Origin of the sequence: Paraburkholderia sp. BL27I4N3, from assembly GCF_003386115.1 — a bacterium.
Taxonomy (GTDB): Bacteria; Pseudomonadota; Gammaproteobacteria; order Burkholderiales; family Burkholderiaceae; genus Paraburkholderia.
In genome coordinates this window covers 255,894-282,242 of sequence record NZ_QREJ01000002.1, presented here as the reverse complement: position 1 = coordinate 282,242, position 26,349 = coordinate 255,894, and the positions used below count along the sequence as shown (strand labels likewise).

At 59.4% G+C, this 26,349-nt stretch carries 20 protein-coding genes and 3 pseudogenes; 5 read left to right on the top strand and 18 right to left on the bottom strand.

Features of this window, described 5'->3' with window-relative positions; translation table 11 throughout:
* Positions 1–40 precede the first annotated feature (40 nt).
* The gene (locus B0G71_RS38545; protein WP_116149636.1) at positions 41–979 is read left to right on the top strand and encodes a LysR family transcriptional regulator; all 939 of its coding nucleotides are present in this window, start codon (positions 41–43) and stop codon (positions 977–979) included.
* A gap of 359 nt (positions 980–1,338) precedes the next feature.
* On the opposite strand, the gene B0G71_RS38540 is transcribed toward B0G71_RS38545, so the two are convergent.
* The 3 genes from B0G71_RS38540 to B0G71_RS42805 form a co-directional block, all read right to left on the bottom strand.
* Positions 1,339–2,214 (bottom strand): hypothetical protein, encoded by an 876-nt coding sequence (locus B0G71_RS38540; RefSeq protein ID WP_258875834.1) that lies wholly within the window; start codon positions 2,212–2,214, stop codon positions 1,339–1,341.
* Between the two features lie 23 nt (positions 2,215–2,237).
* Positions 2,238–2,468 carry a hypothetical protein gene (locus B0G71_RS38535; RefSeq protein WP_116149632.1) on the bottom strand — a complete coding sequence of 77 codons (231 nt, stop codon included), beginning with the start codon at positions 2,466–2,468 and terminating at the stop codon, positions 2,238–2,240.
* Positions 2,469–2,995: 527 nt separating this feature from the next.
* Entirely contained in the window at positions 2,996–3,385 is a 390-nt protein-coding gene (locus tag B0G71_RS42805; protein ID WP_404935503.1) for a DNA-binding protein, read from the bottom strand.
* 307 nt (positions 3,386–3,692) lie between these two features.
* Between B0G71_RS42805 and B0G71_RS38525 the strand changes: the two are divergent.
* Both B0G71_RS38525 and B0G71_RS38520 read left to right on the top strand, forming a co-directional pair.
* Positions 3,693–4,888: pseudogene (locus B0G71_RS38525) on the top strand (tyrosine-type recombinase/integrase).
* A 29-nt stretch (positions 4,889–4,917) separates the two neighbouring features.
* Positions 4,918–5,513 (top strand): annotated as a pseudogene (locus tag B0G71_RS38520) (excinuclease ABC subunit A); the annotation flags it as partial.
* Positions 5,514–5,556: 43 nt separating this feature from the next.
* Here B0G71_RS38520 and B0G71_RS42800 read toward each other — a convergent pair.
* The 4 genes and pseudogenes from B0G71_RS42800 to B0G71_RS38500 form a co-directional block, all read right to left on the bottom strand.
* A pseudogene (locus tag B0G71_RS42800) lies at positions 5,557–5,673 on the bottom strand (alkene reductase); the annotation flags it as partial.
* Positions 5,674–6,119: 446 nt separating this feature from the next.
* Positions 6,120–7,442, bottom strand: a complete 1,323-nt coding sequence (locus tag B0G71_RS38510) for an MFS transporter (RefSeq protein ID WP_116149630.1) — start codon at positions 7,440–7,442, stop codon at positions 6,120–6,122.
* 90 nt (positions 7,443–7,532) lie between these two features.
* Positions 7,533–10,262, bottom strand: coding sequence for an alpha-ketoglutarate dehydrogenase (gene mdeB / locus B0G71_RS38505; protein ID WP_116149629.1), 2,730 nt, complete (start codon positions 10,260–10,262; stop codon positions 7,533–7,535).
* A 309-nt stretch (positions 10,263–10,571) separates the two neighbouring features.
* On the bottom strand, positions 10,572–11,525 hold the full coding sequence (locus B0G71_RS38500) for an IS5 family transposase (protein ID WP_116149627.1): 954 nt from the start codon (positions 11,523–11,525) through the stop codon (positions 10,572–10,574).
* A 135-nt stretch (positions 11,526–11,660) separates the two neighbouring features.
* On the opposite strand from B0G71_RS38500, the gene B0G71_RS38495 reads away from it, so the two are divergent.
* Positions 11,661–12,478, top strand: a protein-coding gene (locus tag B0G71_RS38495; RefSeq protein ID WP_258875832.1) for an IS5 family transposase whose coding sequence is annotated in 2 segments (ribosomal slippage) — positions 11,661–12,009 and positions 12,009–12,478 — 819 coding nt in all. Because the reading frame shifts where the segments join, the coding sequence is not laid out codon by codon here.
* Between the two features lie 8 nt (positions 12,479–12,486).
* Here the strand turns inward: B0G71_RS38495 and B0G71_RS38490 are convergent.
* From B0G71_RS38490 to B0G71_RS38460, 7 genes are all read right to left on the bottom strand, one after another.
* Complete coding sequence (locus B0G71_RS38490) at positions 12,487–13,836, bottom strand: MFS transporter (RefSeq protein WP_116149626.1); 1,350 nt, start codon at positions 13,834–13,836, stop codon at positions 12,487–12,489.
* A gap of 45 nt (positions 13,837–13,881) precedes the next feature.
* On the bottom strand, positions 13,882–15,072 hold the full coding sequence (locus B0G71_RS38485) for a porin (protein WP_116149624.1): 1,191 nt from the start codon (positions 15,070–15,072) through the stop codon (positions 13,882–13,884).
* A 114-nt stretch (positions 15,073–15,186) separates the two neighbouring features.
* On the bottom strand, positions 15,187–16,545 hold the full coding sequence (locus B0G71_RS38480; RefSeq protein ID WP_116149622.1) for an MFS transporter: 1,359 nt from the start codon (positions 16,543–16,545) through the stop codon (positions 15,187–15,189).
* A 56-nt stretch (positions 16,546–16,601) separates the two neighbouring features.
* Complete coding sequence (locus B0G71_RS38475) at positions 16,602–17,483, bottom strand: 2-hydroxy-3-oxopropionate reductase (protein WP_116149620.1); 882 nt, start codon at positions 17,481–17,483, stop codon at positions 16,602–16,604.
* A gap of 86 nt (positions 17,484–17,569) precedes the next feature.
* Positions 17,570–18,337 carry an HpcH/HpaI aldolase/citrate lyase family protein gene (locus tag B0G71_RS38470; protein ID WP_116149618.1) on the bottom strand — a complete coding sequence of 256 codons (768 nt, stop codon included), beginning with the start codon at positions 18,335–18,337 and terminating at the stop codon, positions 17,570–17,572.
* Positions 18,338–18,367: 30 nt separating this feature from the next.
* The gene (locus B0G71_RS38465) at positions 18,368–19,444 is read right to left on the bottom strand and encodes a hydroxyacid dehydrogenase (RefSeq protein WP_116149616.1); all 1,077 of its coding nucleotides are present in this window, start codon (positions 19,442–19,444) and stop codon (positions 18,368–18,370) included.
* A 71-nt stretch (positions 19,445–19,515) separates the two neighbouring features.
* The gene (locus B0G71_RS38460) at positions 19,516–20,598 is read right to left on the bottom strand and encodes a cyclase family protein (RefSeq protein ID WP_116149614.1); all 1,083 of its coding nucleotides are present in this window, start codon (positions 20,596–20,598) and stop codon (positions 19,516–19,518) included.
* Positions 20,599–20,698: 100 nt separating this feature from the next.
* Here B0G71_RS38460 and B0G71_RS38455 point away from each other — a divergent pair, with 100 nt between their 5' ends.
* A complete protein-coding gene (locus B0G71_RS38455) occupies positions 20,699–21,625 on the top strand; it encodes a LysR family transcriptional regulator (RefSeq protein WP_116149612.1) in 927 nt (308 codons plus the stop codon).
* 544 nt (positions 21,626–22,169) lie between these two features.
* Here B0G71_RS38455 and B0G71_RS38450 read toward each other — a convergent pair.
* The 4 genes from B0G71_RS38450 to B0G71_RS38435 all read right to left on the bottom strand — a co-directional run bounded on the left by B0G71_RS38450 (position 22,170) and on the right by B0G71_RS38435 (position 26,221).
* On the bottom strand, positions 22,170–22,769 hold the full coding sequence (locus B0G71_RS38450; protein ID WP_116149610.1) for a DAK2 domain-containing protein: 600 nt from the start codon (positions 22,767–22,769) through the stop codon (positions 22,170–22,172).
* Positions 22,766–23,767 carry a dihydroxyacetone kinase subunit DhaK gene (locus tag B0G71_RS38445; RefSeq protein WP_116149608.1) on the bottom strand — a complete coding sequence of 334 codons (1,002 nt, stop codon included), beginning with the start codon at positions 23,765–23,767 and terminating at the stop codon, positions 22,766–22,768. The genes B0G71_RS38450 and B0G71_RS38445 overlap by 4 nt, the downstream gene beginning before the upstream one ends.
* A 98-nt stretch (positions 23,768–23,865) precedes the next feature.
* Complete coding sequence (locus B0G71_RS38440; protein WP_181916964.1) at positions 23,866–25,209, bottom strand: MFS transporter; 1,344 nt, start codon at positions 25,207–25,209, stop codon at positions 23,866–23,868.
* Between the two features lie 121 nt (positions 25,210–25,330).
* Positions 25,331–26,221, bottom strand: coding sequence for a dihydrodipicolinate synthase family protein (locus B0G71_RS38435; RefSeq protein WP_116149604.1), 891 nt, complete (start codon positions 26,219–26,221; stop codon positions 25,331–25,333).
* Positions 26,222–26,349 lie beyond the last annotated feature (128 nt).

The following is a 26,349-nucleotide window of genomic DNA, read 5'->3' as shown; positions in this document are numbered from 1 at the left end:
TATATCCGTCAAATTAATCAATTATGGGTGGCCCATAAACATGACTGATTTTAATAAGGTCGACCTGAACCTGCTGCGCGTGTTCCAGGTGATCCTCGAGGAACGCAGCCTCACGCGTGCCGGGCAACAGCTCGGGCTGTCCCAGCCAGCGGTCAGTTATGCGTTGGGGCGCTTGCGTGCATTGTTCGACGATCCACTATTTGCACGAACACCGGAAGGCATGCTGCCGACGCCGAGGGCCGAACAACTGGCTGCGCCGCTCAGTCGCGCGATTGCATCGATCCGCGAGACATTGCGTCATGGGGAACGTTTCGATCCCGCGACGAGCTCACGGGAATTTCGTCTATCGATGTCCGATATCGGGGAGCAGGTATTTCTGCCACCCATCTGCGAGAAGTTGCAACGCGTGGCGCCGCTGGTGCGGATAGCGGCTGAGCAGGTGTCGTTTGCGGATATCGAGGAGAAGCTGCGCCTGGGACAACTGGATTTTGCGATAGGGAATCTATCTGCGCTCCAACCGGTGACAAAGTCGGCCCTTCTGTTTCATGAGCAGTATGCGTGCATGACGCGCAAGCGGCCCGGATTGCCTGCCCGTCAATTGTCGCGGCAGAAGTTTCTGGAGTTGGCACACGTGGCCGTCGCGTCGAGCGACAGCAGCCACCTGGAAATCGACGAGGCGCTGCGGGCACGCGGCCTGCATCGCCACATTGCGCTGCGCGTGCCGCATTTCACAGTCATTCCGCAGATCCTTCAACGCACTGACTGGATGGTTACGTTGCCTCGCGGCGTCGCACGCGTGTTCAATGAAACAGGTAAGTTCTCGATCTATCCGTTGCCGGTAGAATTTCCTGCTATCGAGTCCTCAGTGCTCTGGCATGCGACTTTCGACAACGACGAGGGGAACCGTTGGCTCCGCGAGCTGATCGTTGAGACACTGCGCAGATCTAGTGCTGCGACGCCCCTTCCAGAAGGCTCTTAAGTCGCGAAACCGCCGTGTCGGATTCCGCACGGGAACCTCGCGACACCTCTGCCTGAACACGATGCCCCACCTGCCAGTACTACAGCGTCAGTTCCGCGTTGATCGCGACGGCGGCCCGCTCGCGCGCCGAATCGATCAGTCGTCGGACTTCATCAAACAAGGCAGCAGGCGTCAGGTCGTTCATATCTCTGGTTCAGATGCGTGTAGCGGGTAAGACTGTCTGGTAGGCCGGCGCCTGCCGTCTTCAGGACCATCAGTCCCGGACAAGCGGCCGTTCCCCGTCATTGTCTCCGCAGTGCGGAGACAATGACGGATGCCCAGCCGACTGCTCGATGCCGCCATTTGCGGCCTTGCGTCGATCAGGGGTGTCGCACTCTCCGCGTTGCCATATAGACGCCAAACAGGCCTTCATGCAGCCGGCTGAGTTCCTGGCGCAGGCCCACCAGTTCATGCTGGTCGCCTTCGTGCTCCCGGCGCAAGGCCGTCGCACGTGAGAACATCACGTCACGCTGCACGCGCGCCTCGCCCAGTCTGCCTACCAGCGCCGGCTTGACCACCAGCAACCAGGCCGGGAACCACGCGTAGTCTTCCATCGCGCCCGTGCCGGGGAATTCTCCGTCAAAACGCCGCCGTAGCGCGTCAAGCGACGCGTCGCCCAATTCGGGCAGCAAGGCGGCGAACCGGCCAGGTGCCAGCCACGCCAGCTCGGTCAGCAATGGCCACGCGTCATCCAGTCCGCTTGTCCGGTAGCGCGCCTCCGTCATCCATGCGAGCGGGGCCGGAATGCGCCTCCACGACTCAATGCCGTCGACAGCTTTGCGTGCAGCCGCCCACTCGCCTGCCCGCAACCACAACGGTGCGGCGTGATTCCCGGCATCGGCGCCGCAAAACGCCAGGGCTGCGGCCCGCTGCGCCAGCGCCGACCAGCACGGCGTCAGCCATGCGCAAACGGTCTGCGCGGGTATCACCCGCCGCACGGCGGGCACCACTTCATTCTCGAGGTGACGGCGGGCAACGGCTAGTGCCGCGTGATCCGCAAACGGCGCCACCGGTGTACGCTCCAGTTCGCGGGCCAGCACGCTCATCGCGGGAAACGCGCCGTCGTCCGGATATTCAGCGGCCAGCCGGTCCAGAGACTCTCGCGCGGCCGCCCCATCACGCCTTAGCAACTGCCCGAGCACGTCGTTGCGCAACATCACGTCGCGGCTGTCAGCCAAGATATCGAGTTGCTGCATGATCGGCTGCATCGTCATCGCGCTCAGAAGAGTTGATCGTGAAGAGCACTCAGGCTAATCCATTTCACCGTGCTGCGGAAGGCACGGCCATCGTCGTTGACCGACTCGATGATCACTCGCTGGCCGCTCGCTTCGGCAATCACGCGCACGATCCGCTCGCCATAGCGCATCAGCGCGCCGATTGGCGGGCAGGCGGGCGCCTTGCCCCCGGCTCGCCCGGACCGCACTTTGCGCACGCCAGGTTTTTGTTTCATTGCGCCTACCCCCGTTTCTTCGGGCGCGCCGCGGTCTTGCCGGATGGCACGGAAGCTGGCGGGACCTCGCGTGCAGGGCCTGGTGTTCGTGCCGGGCGGGCCACGGACTGGCGGGCGGGCGCGCTTTTCGCGCGGGCTGCGGGGGTGTGCAGTCCGCCTCGCGTCGTGCCGCCGGCTGTACTTGCAGCGTCTCATTTGTAGCCTGCACCGCATCGAGTCGCCCCTGCAGCACGCCCGCATGGTGGCGTGCGTCGCCGAGCTGCGTCTGCTTCGCCTCGACCGCACGGCGTTGGTCAGCCTCGCGCCGGTCGGCTCGCCATGTCGCTTCATCGAGTTCCTTCCGTAGCTTCGCGATCGCGCCGCGATCCCTATCGATTTCGAGCAGCGCGCGCTTTTCCGTAGCGCGCAGGCGCTCGTCGGCGCGTTCCGCGGTCTCGCGCAGTTTTTTCGAGATCCCGTGAGAAGTTTTCGCGCACCTTGTCCAGTTCGCGGTCGCGCGCCGCCGCTTCGGCTTTTAACCGGCTCACTTACACCTCGAGCCACTGGCGCGACGCGTGGCCCTCGGCCTGCGCCTTTTCCAGTTCGCGGACTTCAACCTGCGCCGCCAGTAGCGCAGCGGTGCGCTGCTCGAGTGCAGTCTCGACGCGACCCAGTTCGCCGCGGGAAGCGATGACTAACTGCTGCGATTTGGCCCGCTGCGCCTCGACCTCGGCGCGCAGCGCATCCAGCGCCATTGCGGCTGACGCCGTAGCGCGCGTCCAGAGGGTCGCGACCAGTTCGCCGGCGGCGGCCCCGAGATCGGCGGGCAGGTCGGGATACTCGATACGCACGCGGCTCTTCTCGCGCAGTTCCGTCCAGAACTCGCCGAGCACGGCGGTCGGCGTGCTCATGCTGCCCCGCTTCACGAGCTGGTACAGCCGGTTCGCGGTCGGCGTGATGCCATGGCGGACGAACAGTAGTGCGCAAACCTCGCGGTACAGCTCGCGGGTCTTGGGGAATTCAGCCTTCAGGCGCTCGATATCGGCAGCCAGCGCCGCATCGGCTGATAGGGCGTCACTTATGAGGGTTCAGAATGAAAAATGTTGAACAATATTACTACGTACACCGCACTGTTTCCGACCATTCAACAATCACTTTTTGACATTACGGCTAATTTGTTGAAAATTACCACGCAAGTTCGTCTGCTATTGCGCCTCGACGCGCTTCCCGGAAAAGCTCACCCTCATGTCGAATTCGGCCGCCCGCAGCGGCGTCGCGCTGCAACCCGCTCCGCTCGAAACGCTCTCTATCCCTGCGGCGCTCGACGGTCGCACGGGATCGAACCGCGCGATCGGCGGCCACGCGCAGATTGCGGCGGCAAATGACCTGGAGGCAATACAGGCATGGCTCGCGCGCTTTGCCGACAAGCCGACGACCTTCGACAGCTACCGCAAGGAAGCCGAGCGGCTGCTGCTCCGGTCGCTCGTGCAGCCAGGCAAACCGCTGTCGTCACTCACCCACGAGGACTTTGTCCGCTATCAGCGTTTTCTCGCAGACCCGCGGCCCGCCGCAACATGGGTCTCGGGCAGGGGTCGCAAGCATCCGCGCGGCGACGCGCGCTGGAGACCTTTCTACGGCCCACTGTCCCCTGCCAGCGCCCGGCAGGCGATGGTCATCCTGAACGTGCTGTTTTCGTGGCTGGTGCAGGCCGGGTATCTGGCCGGTAACCCCCTGTCGCTGTCGCGCGAGCGCGCCCGCCGCTCGAAGCCTCGCATCACCGCTACCTCGACCGCGAGTTGTGGCACGACGTGAAGGCCTATATCGAGAGTCTGCCGAAGGACACGCCCGCGAGCGCGAGCGCTATCTGCGCGCGCGTTGGCTGTTCACACTGTTCTATCTCGGCGGCCTGCGGATCTCGGAGGTTGGCAGCAACACGATGGGCTGTTTCTTCTGCCGGCGTGATGCGGACGGTCACGACCGCTGGTGGCTCGAAGTCCTCGGCAAGGGCGACAAGGAGGGGCTGGTGCCGGCCTCTGCCGAAATGATGGTGGAACTCGGGCGCTACCGGCGCAAGCGAGGTCTGTCCACCCTGCCCTCACGGCACGAAGACACACCGCTCGTCCTGCCCCTGGGCAAATCCATGAAGCCGCTCACGCGCGCCGCGCTGCACACCATCGTCAAGGATATTTTTGCAGGTGCGGCCGGACGACCCCGGCTGCGTGGCGACAGTGACGCGACACAGGCGGATCTGCTCGAGCAGGCCTCCGGCTCACTAGCTACGACACACGGCCGGCTCACACATGGCAGACGGCGGCAATGATCTGCGGACCGTTCGCGACAACCTCCGCCATGCATCGTTGACGAGCACGACCCCCTACCTGCATACCCCCGACGACGAGCGTCATCGCGAAACGGAAGAAAAGCACCGGATCGACTGGTAAGCACCTACGGACAGCGCATGGAGAGTCGCGAAGGCTTCGTCAGCGTCGAACTGCTGTTCCTGCCGATGGTGTACGCGCCCTGCTCGACCTGCCACGGCACGCGCTACAGCGCGGAGACGCTCGAAATCGAATGGGGCGGCAGGAATATCGCGCAAGTGCTCAGCATGGCGGTCGATACCGCCTATGATTTCTTCGCCGCCGAACCGCAGATGATGCGCGCGCTCAAGGTACTGCAGGACATTGAGCTCGGTTATCTGCGGCTCGGCCAGCCCGCGACGGAACTGTCCGGCGGCGAAGCGCAGCGCATCAAGCTCGCAACCGAGTTCCAGCGCGCGCAACGGGGCGACTCGCTCTATCTCTATATCCTCGACGAGCCGACCACCGGCCTGCATCCCGCCGACGTCGACCGGCTGATGACGCAACTGCAGGGACTGGTCGATGCGGGCAACACGGTGATCGTGGTGGAACACGACATGCGCGTCGCGGCGACAACAGCGACTGGGTGCTCGAGATCGGCCCCGGCGCCGGCGACGAAGGCGACACGATGGTGGCCTGCGGCACGCCGCGCGAAGTCGCCAACGTCGCAGCGAGCCACACGGCGAAGTATTTGAAAGAGCGCCTGTAAACGCAAAAACAGCGGCCGAAGCCGCTGTTTTCGCTCAACCCGCTTATTCCGCCGTTTCTAGCATCGGATAGTCGGTATAGCCTTCCGGGCCCGGCGCGTCGAGCGCCGCGTCCACTTCGAAGCGGCGCACGAGATCCGGATTCGCGATGAACGGCTGGCCGCCGCCCCTTGTAATCGCCGATGTCCGGCACAGTAAACTCAGTCAAATGCACTTTTATTTCCCTCCCCGCTTCACTTTATAAGTTTCCCGCGTCATACGGCAGGTAGCGCATCTTTTCCAGGTCAAATCAGGTACCAGTGCAATTTCGAATTATTCGTCGCAGCAACGATACTCCTCATCGTCTCCGCGCTGTCGCGGTCAACACTATCCACAGACAACTTGAGTAACACAGCAAAAGTCGAGTTTTTAGGCCGGTGCCAAAGACGTATCTTCCTAATTTGTTCCTGATTCAATCCGGAAAAAGCATTCTCTCTTTTCGTTTTATAAAAGACGAGAGTTCCGGCGAATATGACCGCGGTACTGAAATTGCCGCGTCCGCTGACCGATTCGCAAACCGCGCGCGAACTACAGATCAGAACCGGAGATATATTGCCAACTTCTTTCAGTTATATCTTGATTGGCTTGATTGGTCCTACTATGAGCAAATAACTGAGCGCGCCTAACACTGCGTGAGCAGCGACGAAGTACATAGCCACGGTAAAAGAGTGGGTCTCCTGCAAGGTGTAGCCGATTACAATGGGAGTGACGATTCCAGCGAGGTTTCCAAAGATATTGAAAATTGCTCCAGCGATGCCAGATATTTCCTTCGGTGCAGTATCGGCGACCAGGGCCCAGCCGATCGCCCCAAAACCTTTTCCAAAAATTGCTATCGACATCAGCAAAGCGATGGCGACGATTGATGTTGTAAAGTTGCAGAGCACTAAAGTAGTGCCAAGCAACATTCCGAATATAAACGGTGTTTTACGAGCGGTCGTCAGCGAGAATCCGCGTCGCACGAGCGTGTCGGAAGTCAGTCCGCCGAGGATGCCGCCAGCGAGCCCGCATAGCCCGGGCAACACCGCGATAAAGCCGACCTCCATAATATTCACGCCCCTGCCCTTGACCAGATAAATTGGAAACCAGCTTATGAAAAAATATTGCAACGCTGCAATACAATATTGACCAAGATAGATACCCACCAACATCCGGTTCGCGAGCAACTTTCCGATGTGATGAAGCCCTCCACTCCCTTTTTTACTGCGGGAATCGTCAATGGAAGTCAGCGCACCGCCGTGTTCGATAAAGTCAATCTCCTCACGGTTTATCCAAGGATGATCTCGCGGCTCTCGCATAACGCAGAACCAGATCACACTCGTTATCATGCCTAGCGCACCCATAAACCAGAATACGTACTGCCATCCTGCCAAGTGGGTCAACGTTCCCATCAAAGGGGTGAAGAGAATAACCGCGAGGTATTGAGACGAGTTGTAAATAGAACTGGCGAGACCACGTTCATGCACAGGAAACCAGGCAGAGACGATTCGACTATTCGCAGGATAAACCGGTGCTTCGACGAGTCCCAGTAAGAACCGGAGCAAGGTCAAGCTAACAATGCCATACGCGGGTCCGGCAAAGCTGATAAATCCTTGTAAAAATGTGACAAGCGACCAGACGAAAAGACTAGTACCGTAGACCCGCAGAGACCCGAATCGGTCCAGCAACCAACCTCCGGGGAGCTGCCCTATGACATAGGACCACGCGAACGCCGAAAAGACGTAGCCGAGTTGAACTGGTCCGATACCTAGGTCCGAAGCGATAGCCGAGCCCGTGATCGAGAGACTTGCCCGATCACCCAGGTTAATTGCGGTGGCGAAGAAAATCATTCCAAGCGTGAAGTACCGTACCTTACTTCGTTTGGTTACCCCAATAGCTGCTTGCTCGACGTGCATGTCTCCTCATCTCCTGATTGCCTTATCCCGGACAATAAGTCCTATGCCGCATCCGTATTGCCGCGCGACACAGGCAAGTTCTCGCGCCGCTTAACGTTGCCAGGGTGCGCGGTCCGAAGGTTTGGCGATTCCATACCGGGCACGGGCCTGCTCGATTACGGATCTGTCAATTTCACCGTCGTCCACAAGAGCCCCGAGCGCAGCAATCACTATCGAGTTCCGATCTATTTCGAAGAACTCCCGCAACGCCTGTCGGGTGTCGCTACGGCCGAAGCCATCCGTGCCAAGCGTCACATAACGACGCGGCACATAGGCGCGAATCAACTCAGGCACTGCGCGCACATAGTCGGTCGCGGCTACCACGGGACCTTCCGATGCGTGCAATACCTTCGTGAGATAAGCTGCCTCCCTTGCCTCGCCAAGCCGCGTGAGCCGTTCCGCCGCCATGCCATCGCGTTGCAATTCGGTGAAGCTTGTCACGCTCCACACAGAGGCGTTGACTTGCCAGTCGTCCCTCAGAATATGTTGAGCCGCAATTACTTCGCTAAGAATCGCTCCAGAACCTAGCAGTTGTACCGACGCCTGGGTTGAGCCTAGCGAATGTGGTACGGCCAGCGGGTATATGCCTTTAAGAATTCCCTCACGCAGTACATTGAGATTCGCGTCCGGTACCGACGGCTGGGCATAATTTTCGTTCATCACGGTGACGTAGTAGAACACGTCGTTCTGAAGCTCGACCATCTCGCGCATTCCTTCGTCGACGATTGCGGCGACTTCGTAGGCAAATGCAGGATCATATGCGCGACAATTCGGAATGGTGGATGCAGCGAGGTGACTGGTGCCGTCCTGGTGCTGCAAGCCTTCTCCTCCGAGCGTCGTCTTGCCTGACGTCGCACCGATCAGGAAACCGCGCGCCCGTTGATCGGCAGCCGCCCAAATCAGATCACCAATTCGCTGAAAGCCAAACATCGAGTAATAGATGTAGAAGGGCAGCATCGGCAGATTGTGGACACTGTAGGAGGTTGCCGCCGCGACCCACGACGATACTGCGCCAGCCTCCGAAATACCTTCCTCGAGGATCTGTCCGTTCTTTTCCTCGCGGTAGTACAACATCGAGCCGAGATCTTCAGGCACGTAAAGCTGCCCGACCGGAGAATAGATTCCGACCTGACGGAACATGTTCGCCATACCAAACGTGCGTGCTTCGTCAGCGACGATAGGCACAACACGCTGACCGACCTCCGCGTCTTTCAGCAACGCGGTCAACATCCGTACAAGAGCCATTGTGGTGGACATTTCGCGGCCGCTCGCCTCGAGTGCGAACTGCGCCCACGAGGCAATCTCGGGCACCTTGACTGCTTTTGATGCCAATCGTCGACGCCTGGGCAGATATCCGCCCAGGTCTGCGCGCCGTGCGCGCAAGTATTTCATTTCCGCGCTATCTTCCGCAGGCTTGTAGAATCTGACGCCTTCGACGTCTGCGTCAGACAGGGGGAGACGGAAGCGGTCGCGGAACGCCTTCAGATCATCGAACTCCAGCTTCTTCTGTTGATGCGTCGTCATGCGCCCCTGGCCCGACGTCCCCATACCAAAACCCTTCATGGTCTTTGCGAGAATAACTGTCGGTTGTCCGTTCTGAGAAAGCGCTTTCGCATATGCGGCGTGGAGTTTGCGCACGTCGTGGCCGCCTCGTCTGAGGCGATCGATTTCCTCATCGCTCAACTGCGCGGCCAGCGCGGCGAGCTCCGCATTCTGTCCAAAGAAGTGCTCACGGTTATACGCTCCGTCGTTAGCAGAAAACGTCTGGAACTGCCCGTCGACAGTATGCGCAAAGGCGCGCAACAGTGCACCGGTCCTGTCACGCGCGAAGAGCCCGTCCCAGTCGGATCCCCAGACAACCTTAATGACATTCCAACCCGCTCCAATGAAGTGGGACTCCAGTTCGTCAATAATCCGTCCATTGCTTCGAACAGGACCATCGAGGCGCTGCAAATTGCAGTTAATCACGAACACCAGATTGTCCAGCCGCTCTCGTGCAGCGAGAGACAGGGCACCCAGTGATTCCGGCTCGTCCATCTCGCCGTCGCCGAAAAAGCCCCATACCATTCGGCCATCGGTCTTGGCGAGGCCACGGTCTTGCAGATACCGCATGAAGCGGGCCTGATAGATCGAGTTGATCGGTCCGATGCCCATTGACCCTGTTGGAAATTGCCAGAAATCCGGCATCAGCCATGGATGAGGATAAGAGCATAAGCCGGGGCCTGCAATCTCCCGGCGATAATGACAAAGATGCTCCTCACTCAAAAAGCCCTCGAGGTACGCGCGTGCGTAAACCCCGGGAGACGAATGCGGCTGAAAATAGACCAGATCTCCGCCCTCGCCCTCATCAGCATCCGGCGCTGTTGCCCTGAAAAAGTGGTTGAATCCCACTTCGAACAGATCTGCTGCTGACGCGTAGCTGGCGATATGCCCGCCAAGCTCACCGTACGCCCTGTTCGCCCGGACAACCATAGCGAGCGCGTTCCATCGAAGCGCCGCAGCCAGTCGTTCCTCAAGTTCGAGGTTGCCGGGATAGCGAGGCTGCTGCTCGTATGCAATCGTATTTCGGTAGGGCGTGACACGTTCTCGCGATGATTCGATGCCAAGCGATACGGCATATTCCGCCAGCCGGTCGAACAGAAATTGTGCGCGATCCTGTCCAACGTTGCGGATCACTCCATCAAGCGCCTCCAGCCATTCGGTAGTTTCTTGCGGGTCGGTATCTTGACAGGATGTGCCGCCCGATATCATTTGCTGCTTCCCGTTGGAAAGGTCAGTCATCGCATGGCTCCGCAAAGGATTCAGAAACAGGACAGCGGTCAACCTTCAATGCACTAGTAAGAATATCTATGGTCATCTGCATCATGGTGAGAACGTGGAAGCAAATTGCTTTTCAGCACTAAGACGATGTTTCAAAAAGAGCTACGACTACTGTTAAGGAAGGTCTGCACAACCCGCTTTTTGAAGCGTTATCTTTCACATCCTGCGCGGCCTCGGCGTTCAGATTTTTGTCGGTGAGTTGATTGCCGGAGTTTTTTCCGCGCACCGGAGCGCTCCAACCAGATATATGGCCTTCATCGGCCCGGTGTTTCAAGCTTTGCGCAAAGCTCTACGTGCCATCCATAGATTGCCCAAAGCAAACAGCGTGGTGATCTGGGCGGTGTTCTTCATCAAACCACGATAGCGGGTCTTCATGTAACCGAACTGCCGTTTGAGGATGCGAAACGGGTGTTCGACCTTGGCCCGGATACCCGCCTTCAGGCGTTCGATCTGATCGTATATCGCGTCCAGCGAATCACTCAGATCCAGTTTCCTTCGCTTTGCCGGTCGCATTGCAACATGCCAACGAACCGCGTCAGCCTCACATCGCTTTTCGATACCCAGATATCCGGCGTCCGCGTACACATCCGTTTCTTCACCATGCAGCAACGCCTGGGCTACCGTGATGTCGTGAACATTGGCCGCCGTTCCAATGACCGTATGGACCAGGCCCGAGTCGGCGTCCACGCCGATATGCATTTTCATCCCGAAGTACCAGTTACCACCTTTCTGCGTCGATTGCATTTCAGGATCGCGCGTGCCGGAGCCATTCTTTGTCGAACTGGGCGCGGCAATCAGGGTGGCGTCGACTGCCGAACCAGCCTTGGGCATCAGGCCTTTCTCCGTCAGGATTTCATTGACCAGCGCCAGCATTTGCACCGCCAGTCCGTGCGTTTCCAGCAGATGGCGGAACCGAAGAATCGTGCTTTCATCCGGCAAGCGAACCATCCCGCCGTCGAGACCCGCGAACTCGCGATACAGCGGCACGTCATAGAGTGCCTCTTCCATAGCAGGGTCTGACAAACCGAACCATTGCTGCATGAAATGAATCTGCAGCATCGTCGCAATCGGGAACGGCGGCCGACCGGTTTTGCCCGTGGGATAGTGCGGCTCGATCAGCGCAATCAGCTTCAACCAAGGCACAACGCGTCGCATCTCATCGAGAAATTCCCGCTTGCGCGTGCGCTTCGTTGACAGATCCAGACCAAGACCAAGTTGCGTCATCACACTGCTCCTCACCCAATTAGCTCTGTTTCCAGGATAGCTCAGCAGCAACACAATGCCAGGACTTCTGCAGACCTTCCTTAACTCAAACGCAAAGCTGTTAACCTCGAGCGTTGTGACGAGCGGAGCGAGGAGATGGTCAGGCAAATCATCGACGACGAATTGTGGGCATTGATCGAACCACTTCTACCGCCAGCAAGGCCGAGACGCTTCCGGTATCCAGGGCGCAAGCCCGTGGCCAATCGGGCCGCGCTGACCGGGATACTGTTCGTGCTCAAAAGCGGCATTCGCTGGAGCGATCTGCCCGCCGAAATGGGCTGCGGATCGGGTATCAGTTGCTGGCGGCGCTTGCGCGACTGGCAACAGGCCGGCGTCTGGGATCGGCTCCACGAGATCCTGCTCGCAAAGTTGCGTGCCGCCGACCGGATCGACTTTTCTCGCGTCGTCATCGATTCCACTTCTGTTCGAGCGGTTGGGGCGGGCGAAAAACTGGACCGAACCCCACCGATCGCGCGCGACCCGGTTCCAAACATCACGTCGCCACCGACGCCAACGGTACGCCGCTCGCGGTCATCCTGACTGGCGCGAATCGCAACGACATCACGCAACTGCTTCCACTGGTCGATGCGATCCCGCCGGTTCGTGGCTTGCGCGGTCGACCACTTTGCAAGCCGGGCCGAATCTATGCGGATCGCGCTTACGACCACGACAAGTATCGACGGCCCTTGCACGCTGCGGGCATCCCCACATCGATCGCCCGGCGTGGCGAACCTCATGGCAGCGGTCTGGGTAAAGTCCGTTGGGTCGTCGAGCGAACCAACGCGTGGCTGCATGGATTTCGCCGCCTTCGCACTCGATATGAGCGTCGTGCCGACATCCATGAAGGGCTCCTTAAACTCGCGTGCTGCCTGATCTGCTGGCGAACGCTTCAGCGCTCGGACGACTCTTTTTGAAACATTCTCTAAGAAGCGACCGTGCTGACCGAAGTCGAAGAAACGACGCGCAGACGTTTAGAAGTGGGTACAGCAAGCATCAGCACGCCCCCTATCGCAAGTGCAACCGCAATCGCAGTAATGCCTGACGCAGTGCTATGGGTCAGGTCGCGCGTGTATCCAATAAAGAATGGTCCAAAAAACCCGCCTAAATTGCCTAAGGCATTGATCATTGCTATTCCAGCTGCGGCAGCACGCCCGCGCAGGAATCCCGCAGGTACGCTCCAGAACGGGGGCATAGCAGACAAAATCCCCGTTGTGGCGACAGTGAGGCCGCCAAGCGCAATCAAGGTATTGTGGTCATATGCGACACTCACGCCAAGGCCGCCTGCACCGATGATCATCGGTAGCGCAACGTGCCAGCGCCGCTCCCCAGTACGGTCAGAATGTCGGCTCACGAGAATCATGGCCATTGTTGCGACCAGATACGGCACCGCGCTCAACAGCCCGACGTGAAAAACGTCGGAAACACCCGTGGCCTGAATGAGGGTGGGCAGCCACATCGCCACGCCGATCATGCTCACGCAGATCATAAAAAAGACCGTTGTCAACAGCCACATCAGTGGCGTTCCGAACACGCGCCACGCCCCCGCATCCGCGTCCTGCTCAGTTGAATCCAATTGGCTCGTTACAAACGCCCGCTGTGCCGGAGTAAGCCACGCAGCTCTATCAGGGTTGTCGTCGAGATAGCGGTAGACAGCGGCCGCCAACAGCACCGCCGGTACGCCCTCAAGGATGAAGAGCCATTGCCAACCTGCAAGTCCGTGGAACCCTGCGAAATGCGCCATGATCCACCCTGCCGCCGGTCCACCGACAATTCCGGACGCCGCCACAGCCGTGTAGAAGACCGCCACCATACGCGCGCGACGCGCTGAAGGAAACCAGTAGGTGAGGTAAAGAATCACACCAGGCACGAGACCCGCTTCGGCGATGCCCAGGAGGAAACGCAAAAGGTAGAAGGACGCGGGGCCACGCGTGAGAAACATTAGTACCGATACGACGCCCCAGGTGACCATAATCCGGGTAATCCATACGCGGGCGCCAAGCCGATGCAGCAGCAGATTGCTGGGGACTTCAAGAACGAAATAGCCGATGAAGAAGATTCCAGCTCCGATGCCGTACACGGAATTGCTAAATCCCAGATCGTTCTGCATCTGCAACTTCGCAAATCCAATGTTTGATCGGTCTATCGACGAGATCACAAAACCAAGAAACAGAATTGGCATGATGCGCCAGGCGATCTTCCGATATAGCAAACGAATCGACTCCTGACCTGCGGCATTCGCATCTGGTCGGGATAACACGCTGTCGTTATGCATTCAAGCCTCCGTAGCAGTTGCCATCAGTACGTCTTAGGATCCCGCTCAGAATTTACTACGCAAGCCTAGACGCAATGCCGCCTGCCGGCCATTGTCAGATGCGGACAAACCATTAATCGCAGCCACAGCAGAGTGGTTCGTCGAATCCGTACCAAGAGCACGCTGGTAGACCCCGATCAGATACAAATCCGTGCGTTTCGAAAGGAAATAATCGATGCCCAGTGCCCCTTGGTGATACGTGGCCGCTTCCTTTGAACCACCCACGAAATCTGCGCTGCCCCCGTGGGTATAGTTGTACGCCGCGCCCACAAGCAACGCCGGTGTAATCTGATACCTTAAGCTCACCTCGGCGCTATTGAAAACGGCGTTGCCGCGATAGCCCGTCGTGTTCGGTCCTGACGATGCGTCGCCCAGGCCGGAGAATCGGACGTTCGCGTAAGTGCCGCCGATGGTCGCCGCGCCAAACTGATAGGCAATTGCGGCCGCAATATTCTGGTATGTGTGCGCAGATGCAAAGCCGCTGTAGACGGGTGTACCCGCGGATACGTTTGAGGTCGCTGCGGTGAGCGTAGTCTGACTATTGGCGCCGAAATAGCCGACATTCGGGTTACGCACGTTGACGTACGCGACTCCGGTTGTCAGAGGCCCGTTCAGGTAACTCGCACCAGCAGAAAAATTCTGGTTCCGCGTGTAGTCACCAGCAACGCCACCAGGCGCATAGGTCGCCTCAACCCTGAAGCCCGCCCAACTCGGGCTGGTGTACTTGATGTCGTTGTTAGTGCGATATGAGTTGTTGAAGTTGTCGAGGTCGCCCGGGTGCGCGCCGATATAGCCGGCCCATTGGGAGCCCGCTGCGAGATAACCGACCATATCCGGCGACGCATCGTATTGGCGGCCCAGCGTGACCGACCCGAAAGTCTGCGAAGACAGGCCGACATATGCCTGGCGTCCAAACATTAAACCTCCCTGATTGAGCTTCCCGGTACTCGGATCGTATCCGTTCTCGATCACGAAAATCGCCTGAAGCTTGCCTCCGAGGTCTTCGGCCCCACGCAAGCCCCAGCGGCTGCCGGAAAGGACGCCGCTCGACAGTCCGATGATGCGGCCACTGTGGGTAGCGCCGTTGGATGTCACTCGCGCGTTGCTCACGTACATCAGGCCTTCGTCGATGATGCCGTACAGAGTTACGCTGCTTTGTGCGTAAGCCGGCGCCGCGACGCAAAGCGCCGCCAGCATGGGAAAGCTGGACTTTCTCACTGGATGATCTCCTGAATATCGGTTTGTAGTTATGAGCGACGACGCGAAAGCGTCGCCGCAGAGCCGCCGCCGGCTCGGGTTGGATAATGCGGACTAGCTGACGATGTCTTCGAGTTGCTTTCGAGCGGTTTCCGGCCCAAGGAAAATGACGGGTAACATCAACACACCGATCGACGTGGATAGCAAAAGCGCGGTCGTGATTGACGAATACTGGGCGACCCAACCAAGCACGGCGGGCACGAACAGCGCCGTCACCTTGCCTACTGCGACGGAGAAACCCAGCCCGTGTGTCCGTAGACGTGCCGGGAAGATCTCGCTTGTGTAAGCGATATAGATCCCCGAAACGCCGAGACTGGTCCCAATCAACGCGCCGGGCACAATCAGTTGCGAGAAGCTCACAACCGGTTGCTGATGAAGATAGTTGAGGTACGCGACCGCCGCCACACCGATTGCCGTGTAAATAGTCAGCGTGGGCTTGCGGCCGATCCGATCAGCGAGCGGTCCAGACAGAAGATAACCGAACGTGCCCACGCCCCACGACAACATGACGAATTGCGCTGTCTGCAACTTCGGGAAATGGAAGTCAATGGCGATCGCACTCGGCACCCAGACAACGAGGCCGTATGAGAAGATTGCGCCGAACACATGCAATCCGATTGAGATAACTGTGAGCCGGCGGTAGCGCGGCAAGAACAGATCTCGAAACTTCACCGCCTGAGTTGCGGGCCGTTCCGTTGTCGCCACGCCGGCCGCACGACGCGCGAGCCATGCAGGGCTTTCCTTGAGCCACATCACAATTGGGAGGCACATCACAGCCGGCAGCAGCAAGACGAGATAGCAGGCGCGCCATCCCCACCCAAGCCACGAGAACATGGCATAAATGCCGGCCGCGATGAAGAAGCCGATAGGATAGCCCGCCTGCATGAATCCCATCGCCGCACCGCGCCGCTTCGCCGGCACCATCTCGGAGAGGTACGCCGCACCAATCGGCCATTCAGCGCCGGTGCCGCAGCCAGTCAAGAAGCGGCCGATCGTCAGCACCCACGCGTGCTGCGCGATGCCTACGAGACCCGTGAACAACGAGAACAGGCTCACGCATACGACCATGCCGATGCGACGCCCTTTTTTCTCGGCAATGATCGGCAACAGCGCCGCGCCCAGTACCGTTCCCCCAAGAAAAACCGATGCGATCACACCCATTGTCGCGAGCGAAAGGCCAAACTCTTCCCGGATTTGCGGAATCGTGAGTGAATAGATAGTACTGTCAGCCGCATCGACAACCCACGCGAGAAAAACGAAAATCAGAACGTTGCGCGCATCACGTGACAGCCGTTCTGAACCACTCGCACCTACGACTTCTGGGTCAGTTGTGGGATTGTGAGCGGCCGCTGGCTTCGCGCCGCGTATGCTTGGGGCGACATTGGCAGTGGGTACGCTTTTTGAATCAGACATGTCTCCTCCGTTTCGCGACAAATGGGTTTTTATGGGTCGCGTATTTCAGATGCGGTTTATTCGCTCCGTTCTTGCGGCGTACCGCGCTCAATCGCGCGAATGAGTCCGGAATGATCCCAGGCTTCGCCACCGAGCCCCTTACACAGGTTGAACAACTGTTGCGTGCTTGCCGTGTTCGGTAACGCAAGCCCCAACTTGCGCGCTCCGTCGAGCGCAAGATTCAGATCTTTCTGGTGCAGAGCGATTCGAAACCCAGGGTCAAAATTTCGCTTCGTCATACGCTCGCCGTGGACTTCGAGCACCCGCGACGAAGCAAAACCTCCCATCAGGGCCTTCCGCACGCGCTCAGGATCAACCCCTGACGATGAGGCAAACACCAAAGCTTCAGCAACCGCCTCGATGTTCAACGCCACGATGATCTGGTTAGCGACCTTGCAGGTCTGTCCTGCGCCAACAGCGCCAATCAATGAGATATTCTTGCCCAACAACTCGAAAAGCGGTGCGGCACGCGCAAAAGCAGCGTCAGGGCCGCCGACCATGATGGTTAGCGTCGCTTCACGGGCGCCGACTTCGCCACCCGACACCGGGGCGTCAAGGTAGTCGCATCCGAGATCGGTGATCTGCTTGGCGAATAGACGCGTCTCGATGGGAGAGATCGAACTCATGTCGATCACCAGCTTTCCCGCCGAGAGGCCAGCCGCGACGCCCTGTGGCGCAAAGAGTGCCTTTTCTACGTCGGGGGTGTCTGGCACCATCAGAATCACGACTTCCGCAGCGCTCGCGACCTCGGTCGCGTTCGGCATCACGCGAGCGGCCTCACGTAAATCGCCTGGCACTGGCCATGCGCCATCGAGAAATAGCGAATGCCCTCCTTTGATGAGGTTGCGGGCCATGTGCGAGCCCATGATGCCCAATCCGATAAAACCAATGTTTGCCATCGTGGTTGCCTCTTGATATCGCCTGTCAGACGTTCGTTAATCACGTCTCGGCGGCCAGGTAGTTGATGTAGATTCCGGATCAGAACTCAGCGCGACGGTTTGAACATCGCTACCAGATCGTCGCAGCCGCGCGCAAGCAGCCCCTGATCGGTGCCAACTCCCACCATCGAGAAGCCGTTTTCGATGTATCGACGCGCGTCCACATGAGCCGACGCGAGGATCGCAGCGGCTTTGCCGACGCTCCGGGCCGCCCGCTGTACTTCCGAAATCGCAGCTTGCACTGCCTGGTCCGATGGATTGCCAAGACAGTCCATCGTCGCGGCCAGATCAGACGGACCAACGAAAAGCGCGTCAACTCCGTCTACGGATGCGATTTCGGCCGCCGCTTTCACGCCAGCCGGCGACTCAATCTGCATCACCAGCGCAATGTCCTCTGAGGCGTTGCGATGATAGCTGGGCACGCGTCCATAGCGGTTGGCTCGCTGCAGGCCTGCCACCCCCCGCTTACCCTTCATCGGATACCGGGTTTGTTCAACAATCGAGGCAGCTTCCGCCGCGCTCTCTATGCACGGGAAGATCAGCGAACGCGCGCCAGTATCCAGGAGTTGTCTGGTCAGGTAGGGATCAGAACTCGGCAGTCGCACCAATGCTTCGAGCGGATAGGCGGCCATAACCTGGAGCTGGATCAGTACGCTGGGCAGATCGTTTGGAGAGTGCTCCATATCGATGGCCAGCCAGTCGAACCCGGAGGCTGCGATGAGATCCGACGTTACGTTGCCAGCAAGAGAGCACCACAACCCGATCTGCAACTGGTCGCCATACAAAGCACGTTTGAATGTATTTGGTTTGAGCATTTTCCAACTCCCACGCTATAGAATCAGATTTCAGGCGGTCGCGGCCGTTTTCAGGGTTTCGGGGTTCGCAACGAAGCGTGGCGCCTCACCGGCCAGAATCGAAAGCATGTCGTCCGTCATCGATTTGAAGATCCGGGTCATCGCACCAAGCGTCGTTGCCATCGAGTGTGGTGACGTGATGCAATTCGCCATTTTAAAAAGGGGATGCTCAATGTCGGGCGGTGCCGGATCAAACACGTCCAGAGCAACGCCGGCGAGTTGACCGGAAGCGAGACCCTGATGCAGGACGTCCAGACTTTCGATTACCCCGCCCCGGGCAAGATTGATCAGGAACGCTCCACGGCGCATTTGCGCGATACGCGCGCCATTGATCAACCCGCGCGTTTCTGGCGTCTGAGGACAATGCAAAGACACAAAGTCCGAACGTTCAAGCAGTTCGTCGAGGTTCACGAGTTCGATGTCGTCTTGCGTGGCTTGTGCTGCGTCGGCGAACGGATCGTATGCGATCACCTTCATCTCGAACGGCTTTGTCATTTGCGCCAGCGCCTGTCCTATGCGCCCAAAGCCGACGATACCAAGGGTTTTGCCGTCCAGATCGCCGCCCTGCATCTGGTACCGGCTGTCCCAGTTGCCGCGCTTCAACTGGGCATCCCATTCGAGCGTTCGTTTGCACAGCGCGAGCATGAAAGTCATCCCTGCTTCGGCTACCGCGCGGGCGCCGACGCCTGGTGTGTAGACCAGCGGAATGCCGCGAGCGGTCGCAGCGTCCACGTCAATCGTGTCGTAACCGACGCCAGTCCGGCCCATCACGCGTAGGTTCGGTGCCGCATCCAGCACACGTGCAGTAATCGGTGCAGCGCCTCGCACAACCATCGCTGTGGCGTCTCCAATCTGCTCGATCAAGGCATCCTCGCTCGCATCCGAGGCCACGATGACTTCGCCCAATTTACTGAAGGCAGACTGCGCGTAATCGTTCAGCGGAGCGGTCGCAAGTGTGCGGATGCGGCTCCCAGCCGGAATTTTCGTAGTCTTCATTTTCAGTCCTTTATCATATTTAGGATACCAAATCACATGGCAATTAATTCCGTCCGCTTTGCGATCCGGCATCTCCCGTTCCGGAGCACCTTTGAAAGGTCGCAACTGTGCAGCGTAGTGGAGATTTCTACATTAAGTTCACTTCACACCGTCGCGACCGCGGTGACTGGCGACCCGATTGCCCCCGGCATTCTCAACGGCGGTGCAGTCAGTAGAAATCTGTTGCGTGCGTGCTTGCGCAGCCAGTCGGCCAGTGGCGAGAGCCACCATAGTTCGGCGAGATGGATGCCGTTCTTGAAGATGCAGTGCTCATGCAGCGGAATGCGTGAACTGCGCGAAGCCAGCGCGTCCTTATACTCGAACTCAACTGCGTTGTTATCGGAGATCAGGACCGCAAGTCCGGACTCGGTGATCCAGTTCAACAAACGCTCGTCGCGGCCGTCGAGCCCAACGCACGAGTGATGCAACAAGTCCGCGTCGGGTTGCTTGTCCATGCCGAGAATGACGTCATCGAAACCCGTGCGCAGACAGACCATGTCGCCGCGCCCGATCTTGACCCCGTCGATTTCGATGATCCGCTGCAGTTCGTCGAAACCCAATGGGCGGTATGCACGACCGACGTGAGCAAACAGATCGATCATGACCGCACGCCCCTGCACGCCATGTGCCGCCATATGCTCGATGCCGAGCGCGCGGGCGATAGGTACACCATGCTTATCTTCGCCGTCTGGAGCATGCGTTTTCGCGCCTGGCCCGACGTCCTCGCCAGCGCGGTAGCCGTTGTAGTACACCGGTTCCGAAATCCCATCGCCGTCGGCATCAAACATGCTGCCCACGTGGGCGAGTCCGTCCCATTGTGACGAGTATTGTGAATAAAGCGTCATCACATCGTCTGACATGACATCTGTACTGAGTCCGCCATCGTCTTTACCCATCTGATAGTTGATATTCGGCTGACCGTTGCGCTCGTTCGGATGATTGCACGGTGGGTGCCGGCGCGGATTCAGGACACTACCGCCGGGGCGATCAAGCGGCAGGCTCAGGCAGAAGGTCATCCCTTCGCGTACTTCCGCGATGCCTTGAAGTACCTTTTCCCGCGTGATCAGGTTCAGTCTTCCGCGCTGATCGTCAGGACCAAAATCGCCCCAGTTAGAGCCAGAGGGACGCTGACGCCAGCGCGGGTTGTCGCTGCGCGCTGCGTCGGCCGGTGAAATGGACTGTTGCATGTCTGTCTCCGCGTGTTCTGAGTTGTTGTACCTATGGTGACAGGTTGGAAGCACGGTGTAGTATTAAATTCGAAGTTACTATTTCGGTTTGGATAACACCATGGATCTCAGACAGCTACACCAGTTTGTCGTATTGGCTGACACGTTGAGCTTTCGCACAACGGCAGAGCGACTTTCAATGACAACCCCGCCCCTATCGGTGTCGATACGCAAGCTTGAAGACGAAGTCGGTGCACGTCTGTTCGAACGCACTACCCATACGGTCGAGTTGACACGGGCCGGTCGCGCCGCGCTGGAATCCGCGCGTCAAGCGCTATTTTACGCCGGAGAATTCTCCCGTCTCGCGCGGTCCGCCGGCCTCGGATTGACGGGGCAACTGCAGATTGGCTTCGTCGGATCGGCCAAGTACGCGTTTCTCCCAAGCATGTTGCCGCTCTTCAGCGAGCAGTATCCGGACGTGACGCTCAAACTCGTGCAGAACAGTAATTCGTGGATTCTCGAGGCGCTCGAACGCAGGGAGATCGACATAGGTATTGTGATAGCCGCTGCCCGGCAGGACAGGACCTGCGACAACCTGAGATTCGAACTCGTGGAACAGGACGAACTGAGTGTTGCATTGCCCGCAGGTCATCCCCTCGCCGCGCGGACGAGCCTGAGGCTCAAAGACATCGCTGACCAGCCATTCATCCGCTATTCGGCAAATAAGGCGCCCGGCATGCACGCGTTGACGATGCGTGCGTTCGAAACGGCAGGTGTTGTGCCGCGCGTGGTGCACGAAACGTTACAGGTTCAGACGGTGATTCTGCTAGTGGAGAACGGCCTCGGGGTCGCGCTCGTGCCGGCCTCGGCAGCGAGTGATACATCCTCGCGTGTTGTGTTTCGCCCATTGAAAGATAAAGGTCCACACACCACCGTGGGGCTAGAACTTGTATACGATGCCGGGCGCGAGAGTGCCCCCTGCAGAATGTTTCGTGAAGCCGCGAGTGAGCGGTTTCAGGTGTTAAATCAGGCACGAGCGACCCACTGATTGCCCCTGCAGCAGATTGCGGCCGTGTATGCACACCACAATCCTTGCCGACCATACCTGCGCTGAGCTCGGGCGATAAGAATCAAAGGCCAGCACTCCGTAGAATCGAGGAATGAATGCGCACACGAAGTCGGATCCAGAATGCGGCCTGCACCCAGGAAATTCTGCAAAGAGGCTTACCTGATTTATGCACAAGGGCTGACTAACGGGATTGTCTATGACTCACTGGAGGTAAGTACGTTACCAGCTGGACAACCCCGGCAGCTCAAGGCGCTCAATACAGCTACCGAAACCAATCGTTTCACTATTGTTGTTCCTTAGTAGCCCTATTTTCACTCGACTCAGCACGTTGAATCGATTGCTTGTGACACCTCTGTCGAGATTGTCTAGTCGCGCGCTTTCATCGTCGGGCATCTATCTCTCAACTTGCGCGGTTCACGGCACTAATGCCTGGAAACGCCCGTCGCGGCAATCCCTCAACGAGCCGAATGTAGATGCGTCTGTCTTTCCTGGAAGGGTTTGTGATGGCATTCCCGAGGGAGCCTTAAAGGCTCTGCGCCATGCGCAGCAGCGCTACCATGCCCGGATCATCCTGCCCCGCCGAGCGCTCCGCGAACATTCGCGCGCGTCCAATGCGGTTTGGACGGCCGCGAAACGCACTGAGTGTCTGTTCGATCGCGCTGCACGCGACGTTTCTCCAAACATCGGAGGCCGCTCCGGCTTCAAGTGCGTCGCCAACCGCATGCAGCGCGTCCAGCACCGTCTTGTCGCCCAAGCTGGCGCCGCCTCTTGCGAATAAAACATCCGTTACCCGTCGAATGATGGCAACCACATTCTCGCGCGTGAGTTCGGCAACCTGCTCGGTTTGATTCGCTGCGGTGAGCAGCGCTTGCGCGAGCAGCGTGCCGAAGCTCGATCCCGACGCGTTTGCGCAGCCGAGCGCCGCGCGGCGGAAGACGTCGGTCAACGTGTCGTTCATCTGAGCCAGAGTGGCCTCGACCTCGGTCGCGCACTTGTCGAGCGTGGCGCCGAGGTCGCCGTCGCCGAGTCGTCCGTCGAGGGCATTGAGTTCAGCCGCGGCGGCGTGTAGTCCGACGCACACGCGCGTGATTGCATCTTTCAGTTGTGCTGCATTGACCATCATCGTGCGTTCCAGAATGGGCAGTTCGTGGGAGCCGCGAGAAGACGCGCGGACTCATCGTCGAGTGGCAAGAGCGTCAACGACGCCCCCGTCATTTCCATCGACGTTGCATAACGTCCGACCAGCGGCATCTCGACATCGATGCCCTTCCCGGCGAGCGCCGCCCGCACGGACCGATACAGGATGTAGAGTTCTTCGAGCGGCGTCGCGCCCAAGCTATTCACCAGCACGGAGACCCGGTCGCCCCGCATGAGCGTCAAGTCGGCGAGCAGCCGTTCGAGCATCTCGTTGGCGAGTTCGTCCGCGCGCTTGAGTTTGCCGCGCCAGATGCCGGGCTCGCCGTGAATACCCATGCCGAACTCCATTTCATCGTCGGCGATCTCGAACGACGCACGCCCCGCCTCCGGGACGACACACGGAGCCAGCGCTATACCGATCGACCGGCAAGCGTCGGCGGCGCGCTCGGCGACGCGCGCGACGTCGGCAAGCGGCGCATCCTCTTCCGCTTTCGCGCCGGCTAGCTTGAACGCATAGACGAGACCGGCCACGCCGCGACGCTTCTCTTTTTCCTCTAACGAAGCGCTTGCGACATCATCCGCACCCCGCACCGAAGCCACCGTCATGCCCTCGAGTTCGGCGAGCTCCTTCGCCATCTCGAAGTTCATCCGGTCGCCGCCATAATTGCCGTAGAGTTGCAGCACGCCTGCGCCGCCGTCGGCAGCGCGCATCGCCGCGAGGCAATCATTGACCCGCGGCCCGGCGAAGACGTTGCCCACGGCTGCCGCATCGAGCAAGCCTAGCCCGATGTAGCCATGGAACACCGGCAGATGGCCCGAGCCGCCGCCCGTCACGATGCCCACCTTACCTTTTCTGGCGCCGCCCGCGCGCACGACCACGCGAGGTGCATCGTGAGCGCGCCGGTAGACATCGGGGTGCGCGGCACAGAGACCGTCGAGCATTTCATCGACGTAGTCATTCGGTTCGTTCAATATCTTCTTCACGTTTGCTCCGGCCGAAGAAGGAAGCCGCCGTCGTGCGCGACAGCGTCCTGTGTTAGGTATCTCGATCTATCGGAAACCGGGGCGAGGATGCCCTGGTATCAACGGCGTCCGGCAGCCGGCTTCGTTTCCGGCAGCGCCAGGGCGCACAACGCGGAAAGCACCGCGATCGCCGCCATATACGCCGCTATCGGCCAGTAGGCGTTGAAGTGCATCAGCAAGGCCGTCGCGACGAGCGGCGACAGACCACCGCCGAGAATTGGGCCGATCTGTTGCACGAGAGACAAGCCCGTGTAGCGGACACGCGCAGGGAACAGTTCCGAGAAGAAGGCGCCCTGCGCGCCGAACATCGCCCCATGCCCAAGTCCCAGACCGATCGACACCGCGAGCCATATGGACGGCGCCGTGGCTGCGTCCATCAACCAGAAGAACGGGGCCGCGAAGACGGCCTGCAACAGCGCGCCGAACACATACACCGGCTTGCGGCCGAACTTGTCCGCGCACAAGCCGAAGATGGGCAGCGTCACGCACTCAGCCAGACATCCGACCAGAATCCCGTTGAGCACCAGCGACTTCGGCAGGTGATGCACCGTCACCGCATACGTGATCGCAAAAACCGCGTAGATGTTGAACAGACCGCTCTCGGCAATCTTCGCTCCGATGCCCAGCAGGATGCGCAGCCAATGGTCGTGCAGCGCTTCGGCGATCGGCAGCTTCGGGGGCGCCTTCTCGCGCGCCGAGGCTTCGAAGTCCGGCGATTCGTCGATACGAAAGCGAATGAACAGCCCCAGACCGACCAGTACTATGCTGCCGATAAACGGCAGGCGCCATCCCCAACTCAGGAACTGCTCATCGGTCAATGCCGCGGACAGGCCACCCATCAGCGCGATGGGCAACAGGAAGCCCGCCGGCAAACCGATATGCACGACCGAACTGCAGAACGCCCGCATGCGTGGCGGCGCATGCTCGATGGCCATCACCATGCCGCCGCCATACTCGCCGCCAATGCCGATGCCTTGCAGCAACCGGAGCACGAGCAGCAGGATCGGCGCCCAGACGCCAATCTGCGCGTAGGTCGGCATCAGTCCGATCAGAAAGGTTCCAACACCCATGATCAGCACGGTCAGGAGCAGCATGTTCCTGCGCCCGACGCGATCGCCGAAATGACCGAAAAGAATGCCGCCGAGCGGTCGCGCGCAGTAGCCGATGAAGAATGTGGCGAACGCGGCGATCGTGCTGATCAGCGGGTCATGGGCCGGAAAGAAAATCTTGTTGAAAACGATCGCAGTGGCCGTCGCATACAAGGTGAAGTCGTAGTACTCCACCATGGTGCCAATTGCGCTGGCGAACGCGACCTTTGCGTATTCGCGGCGTGTACTGCGATTCGCGGCGCTAGCCGCGGTCCCGGAAGACCGCGAGTCCAACGACTCAGCCTGTTGTGTCATTTGTCTCCTCCACTTTATCTCGGGCGATGCCGCGGGCACGTCCGCCGCTCTGGCAGCATTCGCGCGCCCGCATCCGCGCGGCCAGGAACCTGGCGTGCGCACGGCAAACCTGTTCGGTTCGTTACGCGTCGAAGCGCAACACGGCATCGAGCTCGCGCTTGATGTTGGCCAACTGCGCTTCGGTGGTTCGCGGCATCGGCATGCGCGGCAGGCCGGCGTCGCAACCCTGCAACGTCAACGCGGTCTTGATGTTCGCGGGGAGATTGTCGGCGAAGATCGCGTTCCAGAAACGCAGCAACGCTTCATGGATGGTACGCGCGCGCTCATGGTCGCCGCTCTTCACTGCATTCCACAGCGACACGCAGACTCCAGGCACCGCGGCAGGGTTCGCCGCGATCGTGCCGTGCGCGCCGAGCGCGAACGACGGATACAGCAGCGCATCGACCGCCGTGTAGACGCGCGCATGTTTCGGCGCGCCGATGAGCAGATCGGCCATCAGCTTGAGGTCGCCGGCGCTCTGCTTGACGCCCTGCACGCCCGGCAACTCGTTCATGAGGCGGATGAGCAGTGCCGGCGACAGGTAGTTCCACGGCACCACGTTGTAGATCACCACGGGAATATCGACCGCGCTCGTCAGGGCCTTGAAGTGCTCGAAAGTAGCCTGCTCGTCCGGCTTGAAAACGTAGTGCACCGGCGTGACCTGCAATGCCTTGACGGGCAGATGCGCAATGGCTTTCGCGCGGGAAATCGCATCGCGCGTGCTGTTCGCGATGATGCCGACCATGACGGGAATGCGGCCGTCCGCTTCCTCGACACAGATCTGGGTGAGGCGCGCCAGTTCGTGCTGGCTCAGCGTGTGGCCTTCGCCGCTGCTGCCGCCCACGCACAGGCCGTGTACCCTCTTGCGAACGTTGAACTGAACGACGTTGCGAAAGGCCTGCTCGTCGATTTCGCCGTCTGAAGTGAAAGGTGTAACGACGGGAGGGATGATGCCGGTAAGTTCGAAGCTCATGAGTCGGTCTTGATCAAGGAGTTGAAAGGTTTTGGCCGGACAGCTCAACCATCATTATTGTGGCCAACCGGGGGGATGCGAGCAGGCTTCGCTTGTCACAGGTTAGAATGATATCTGTAACATGTTAC

What these genes read in the sequence shown, in the direction of transcription:
- mdeB (WP_116149629.1), bottom strand. Translation starts at nt 10,262, where the DNA reads ATGACTGACCTTTCCAACGGGAAGCAGCAAATGATATCGGGCGGCACA.
- B0G71_RS38500 (WP_116149627.1), bottom strand. Translation starts at nt 11,525, where the DNA reads ATGACGCAACTTGGTCTTGGTCTGGATCTGTCAACGAAGCGCACGCGC.
- B0G71_RS38535 (WP_116149632.1), bottom strand. Translation starts at nt 2,468, where the DNA reads ATGAAACAAAAACCTGGCGTGCGCAAAGTGCGGTCCGGGCGAGCCGGG.
- B0G71_RS38440 (WP_181916964.1), bottom strand. Translation starts at nt 25,209, where the DNA reads ATGACACAACAGGCTGAGTCGTTGGACTCGCGGTCTTCCGGGACCGCG.
- B0G71_RS38450 (WP_116149610.1), bottom strand. Translation starts at nt 22,769, where the DNA reads ATGATGGTCAATGCAGCACAACTGAAAGATGCAATCACGCGCGTGTGC.
- B0G71_RS38510 (WP_116149630.1), bottom strand. Translation starts at nt 7,442, where the DNA reads ATGCACGTCGAGCAAGCAGCTATTGGGGTAACCAAACGAAGTAAGGTA.
- B0G71_RS38490 (WP_116149626.1), bottom strand. Translation starts at nt 13,836, where the DNA reads ATGCATAACGACAGCGTGTTATCCCGACCAGATGCGAATGCCGCAGGT.
- B0G71_RS38455 (WP_116149612.1), top strand. Translation starts at nt 20,699, where the DNA reads ATGGATCTCAGACAGCTACACCAGTTTGTCGTATTGGCTGACACGTTG.
- B0G71_RS38485 (WP_116149624.1), bottom strand. Translation starts at nt 15,072, where the DNA reads ATGCTGGCGGCGCTTTGCGTCGCGGCGCCGGCTTACGCACAAAGCAGC.
- B0G71_RS38480 (WP_116149622.1), bottom strand. Translation starts at nt 16,545, where the DNA reads ATGTCTGATTCAAAAAGCGTACCCACTGCCAATGTCGCCCCAAGCATA.
- B0G71_RS38540 (WP_258875834.1), bottom strand. Translation starts at nt 2,214, where the DNA reads ATGCAGCAACTCGATATCTTGGCTGACAGCCGCGACGTGATGTTGCGC.
- B0G71_RS38545 (WP_116149636.1), top strand. Translation starts at nt 41, where the DNA reads ATGACTGATTTTAATAAGGTCGACCTGAACCTGCTGCGCGTGTTCCAG.
- B0G71_RS38460 (WP_116149614.1), bottom strand. Translation starts at nt 20,598, where the DNA reads ATGCAACAGTCCATTTCACCGGCCGACGCAGCGCGCAGCGACAACCCG.
- B0G71_RS38435 (WP_116149604.1), bottom strand. Translation starts at nt 26,221, where the DNA reads ATGAGCTTCGAACTTACCGGCATCATCCCTCCCGTCGTTACACCTTTC.
- B0G71_RS38475 (WP_116149620.1), bottom strand. Translation starts at nt 17,483, where the DNA reads ATGGCAAACATTGGTTTTATCGGATTGGGCATCATGGGCTCGCACATG.
- B0G71_RS38465 (WP_116149616.1), bottom strand. Translation starts at nt 19,444, where the DNA reads ATGCCGGATCGCAAAGCGGACGGAATTAATTGCCATGTGATTTGGTAT.
- B0G71_RS38470 (WP_116149618.1), bottom strand. Translation starts at nt 18,337, where the DNA reads ATGCTCAAACCAAATACATTCAAACGTGCTTTGTATGGCGACCAGTTG.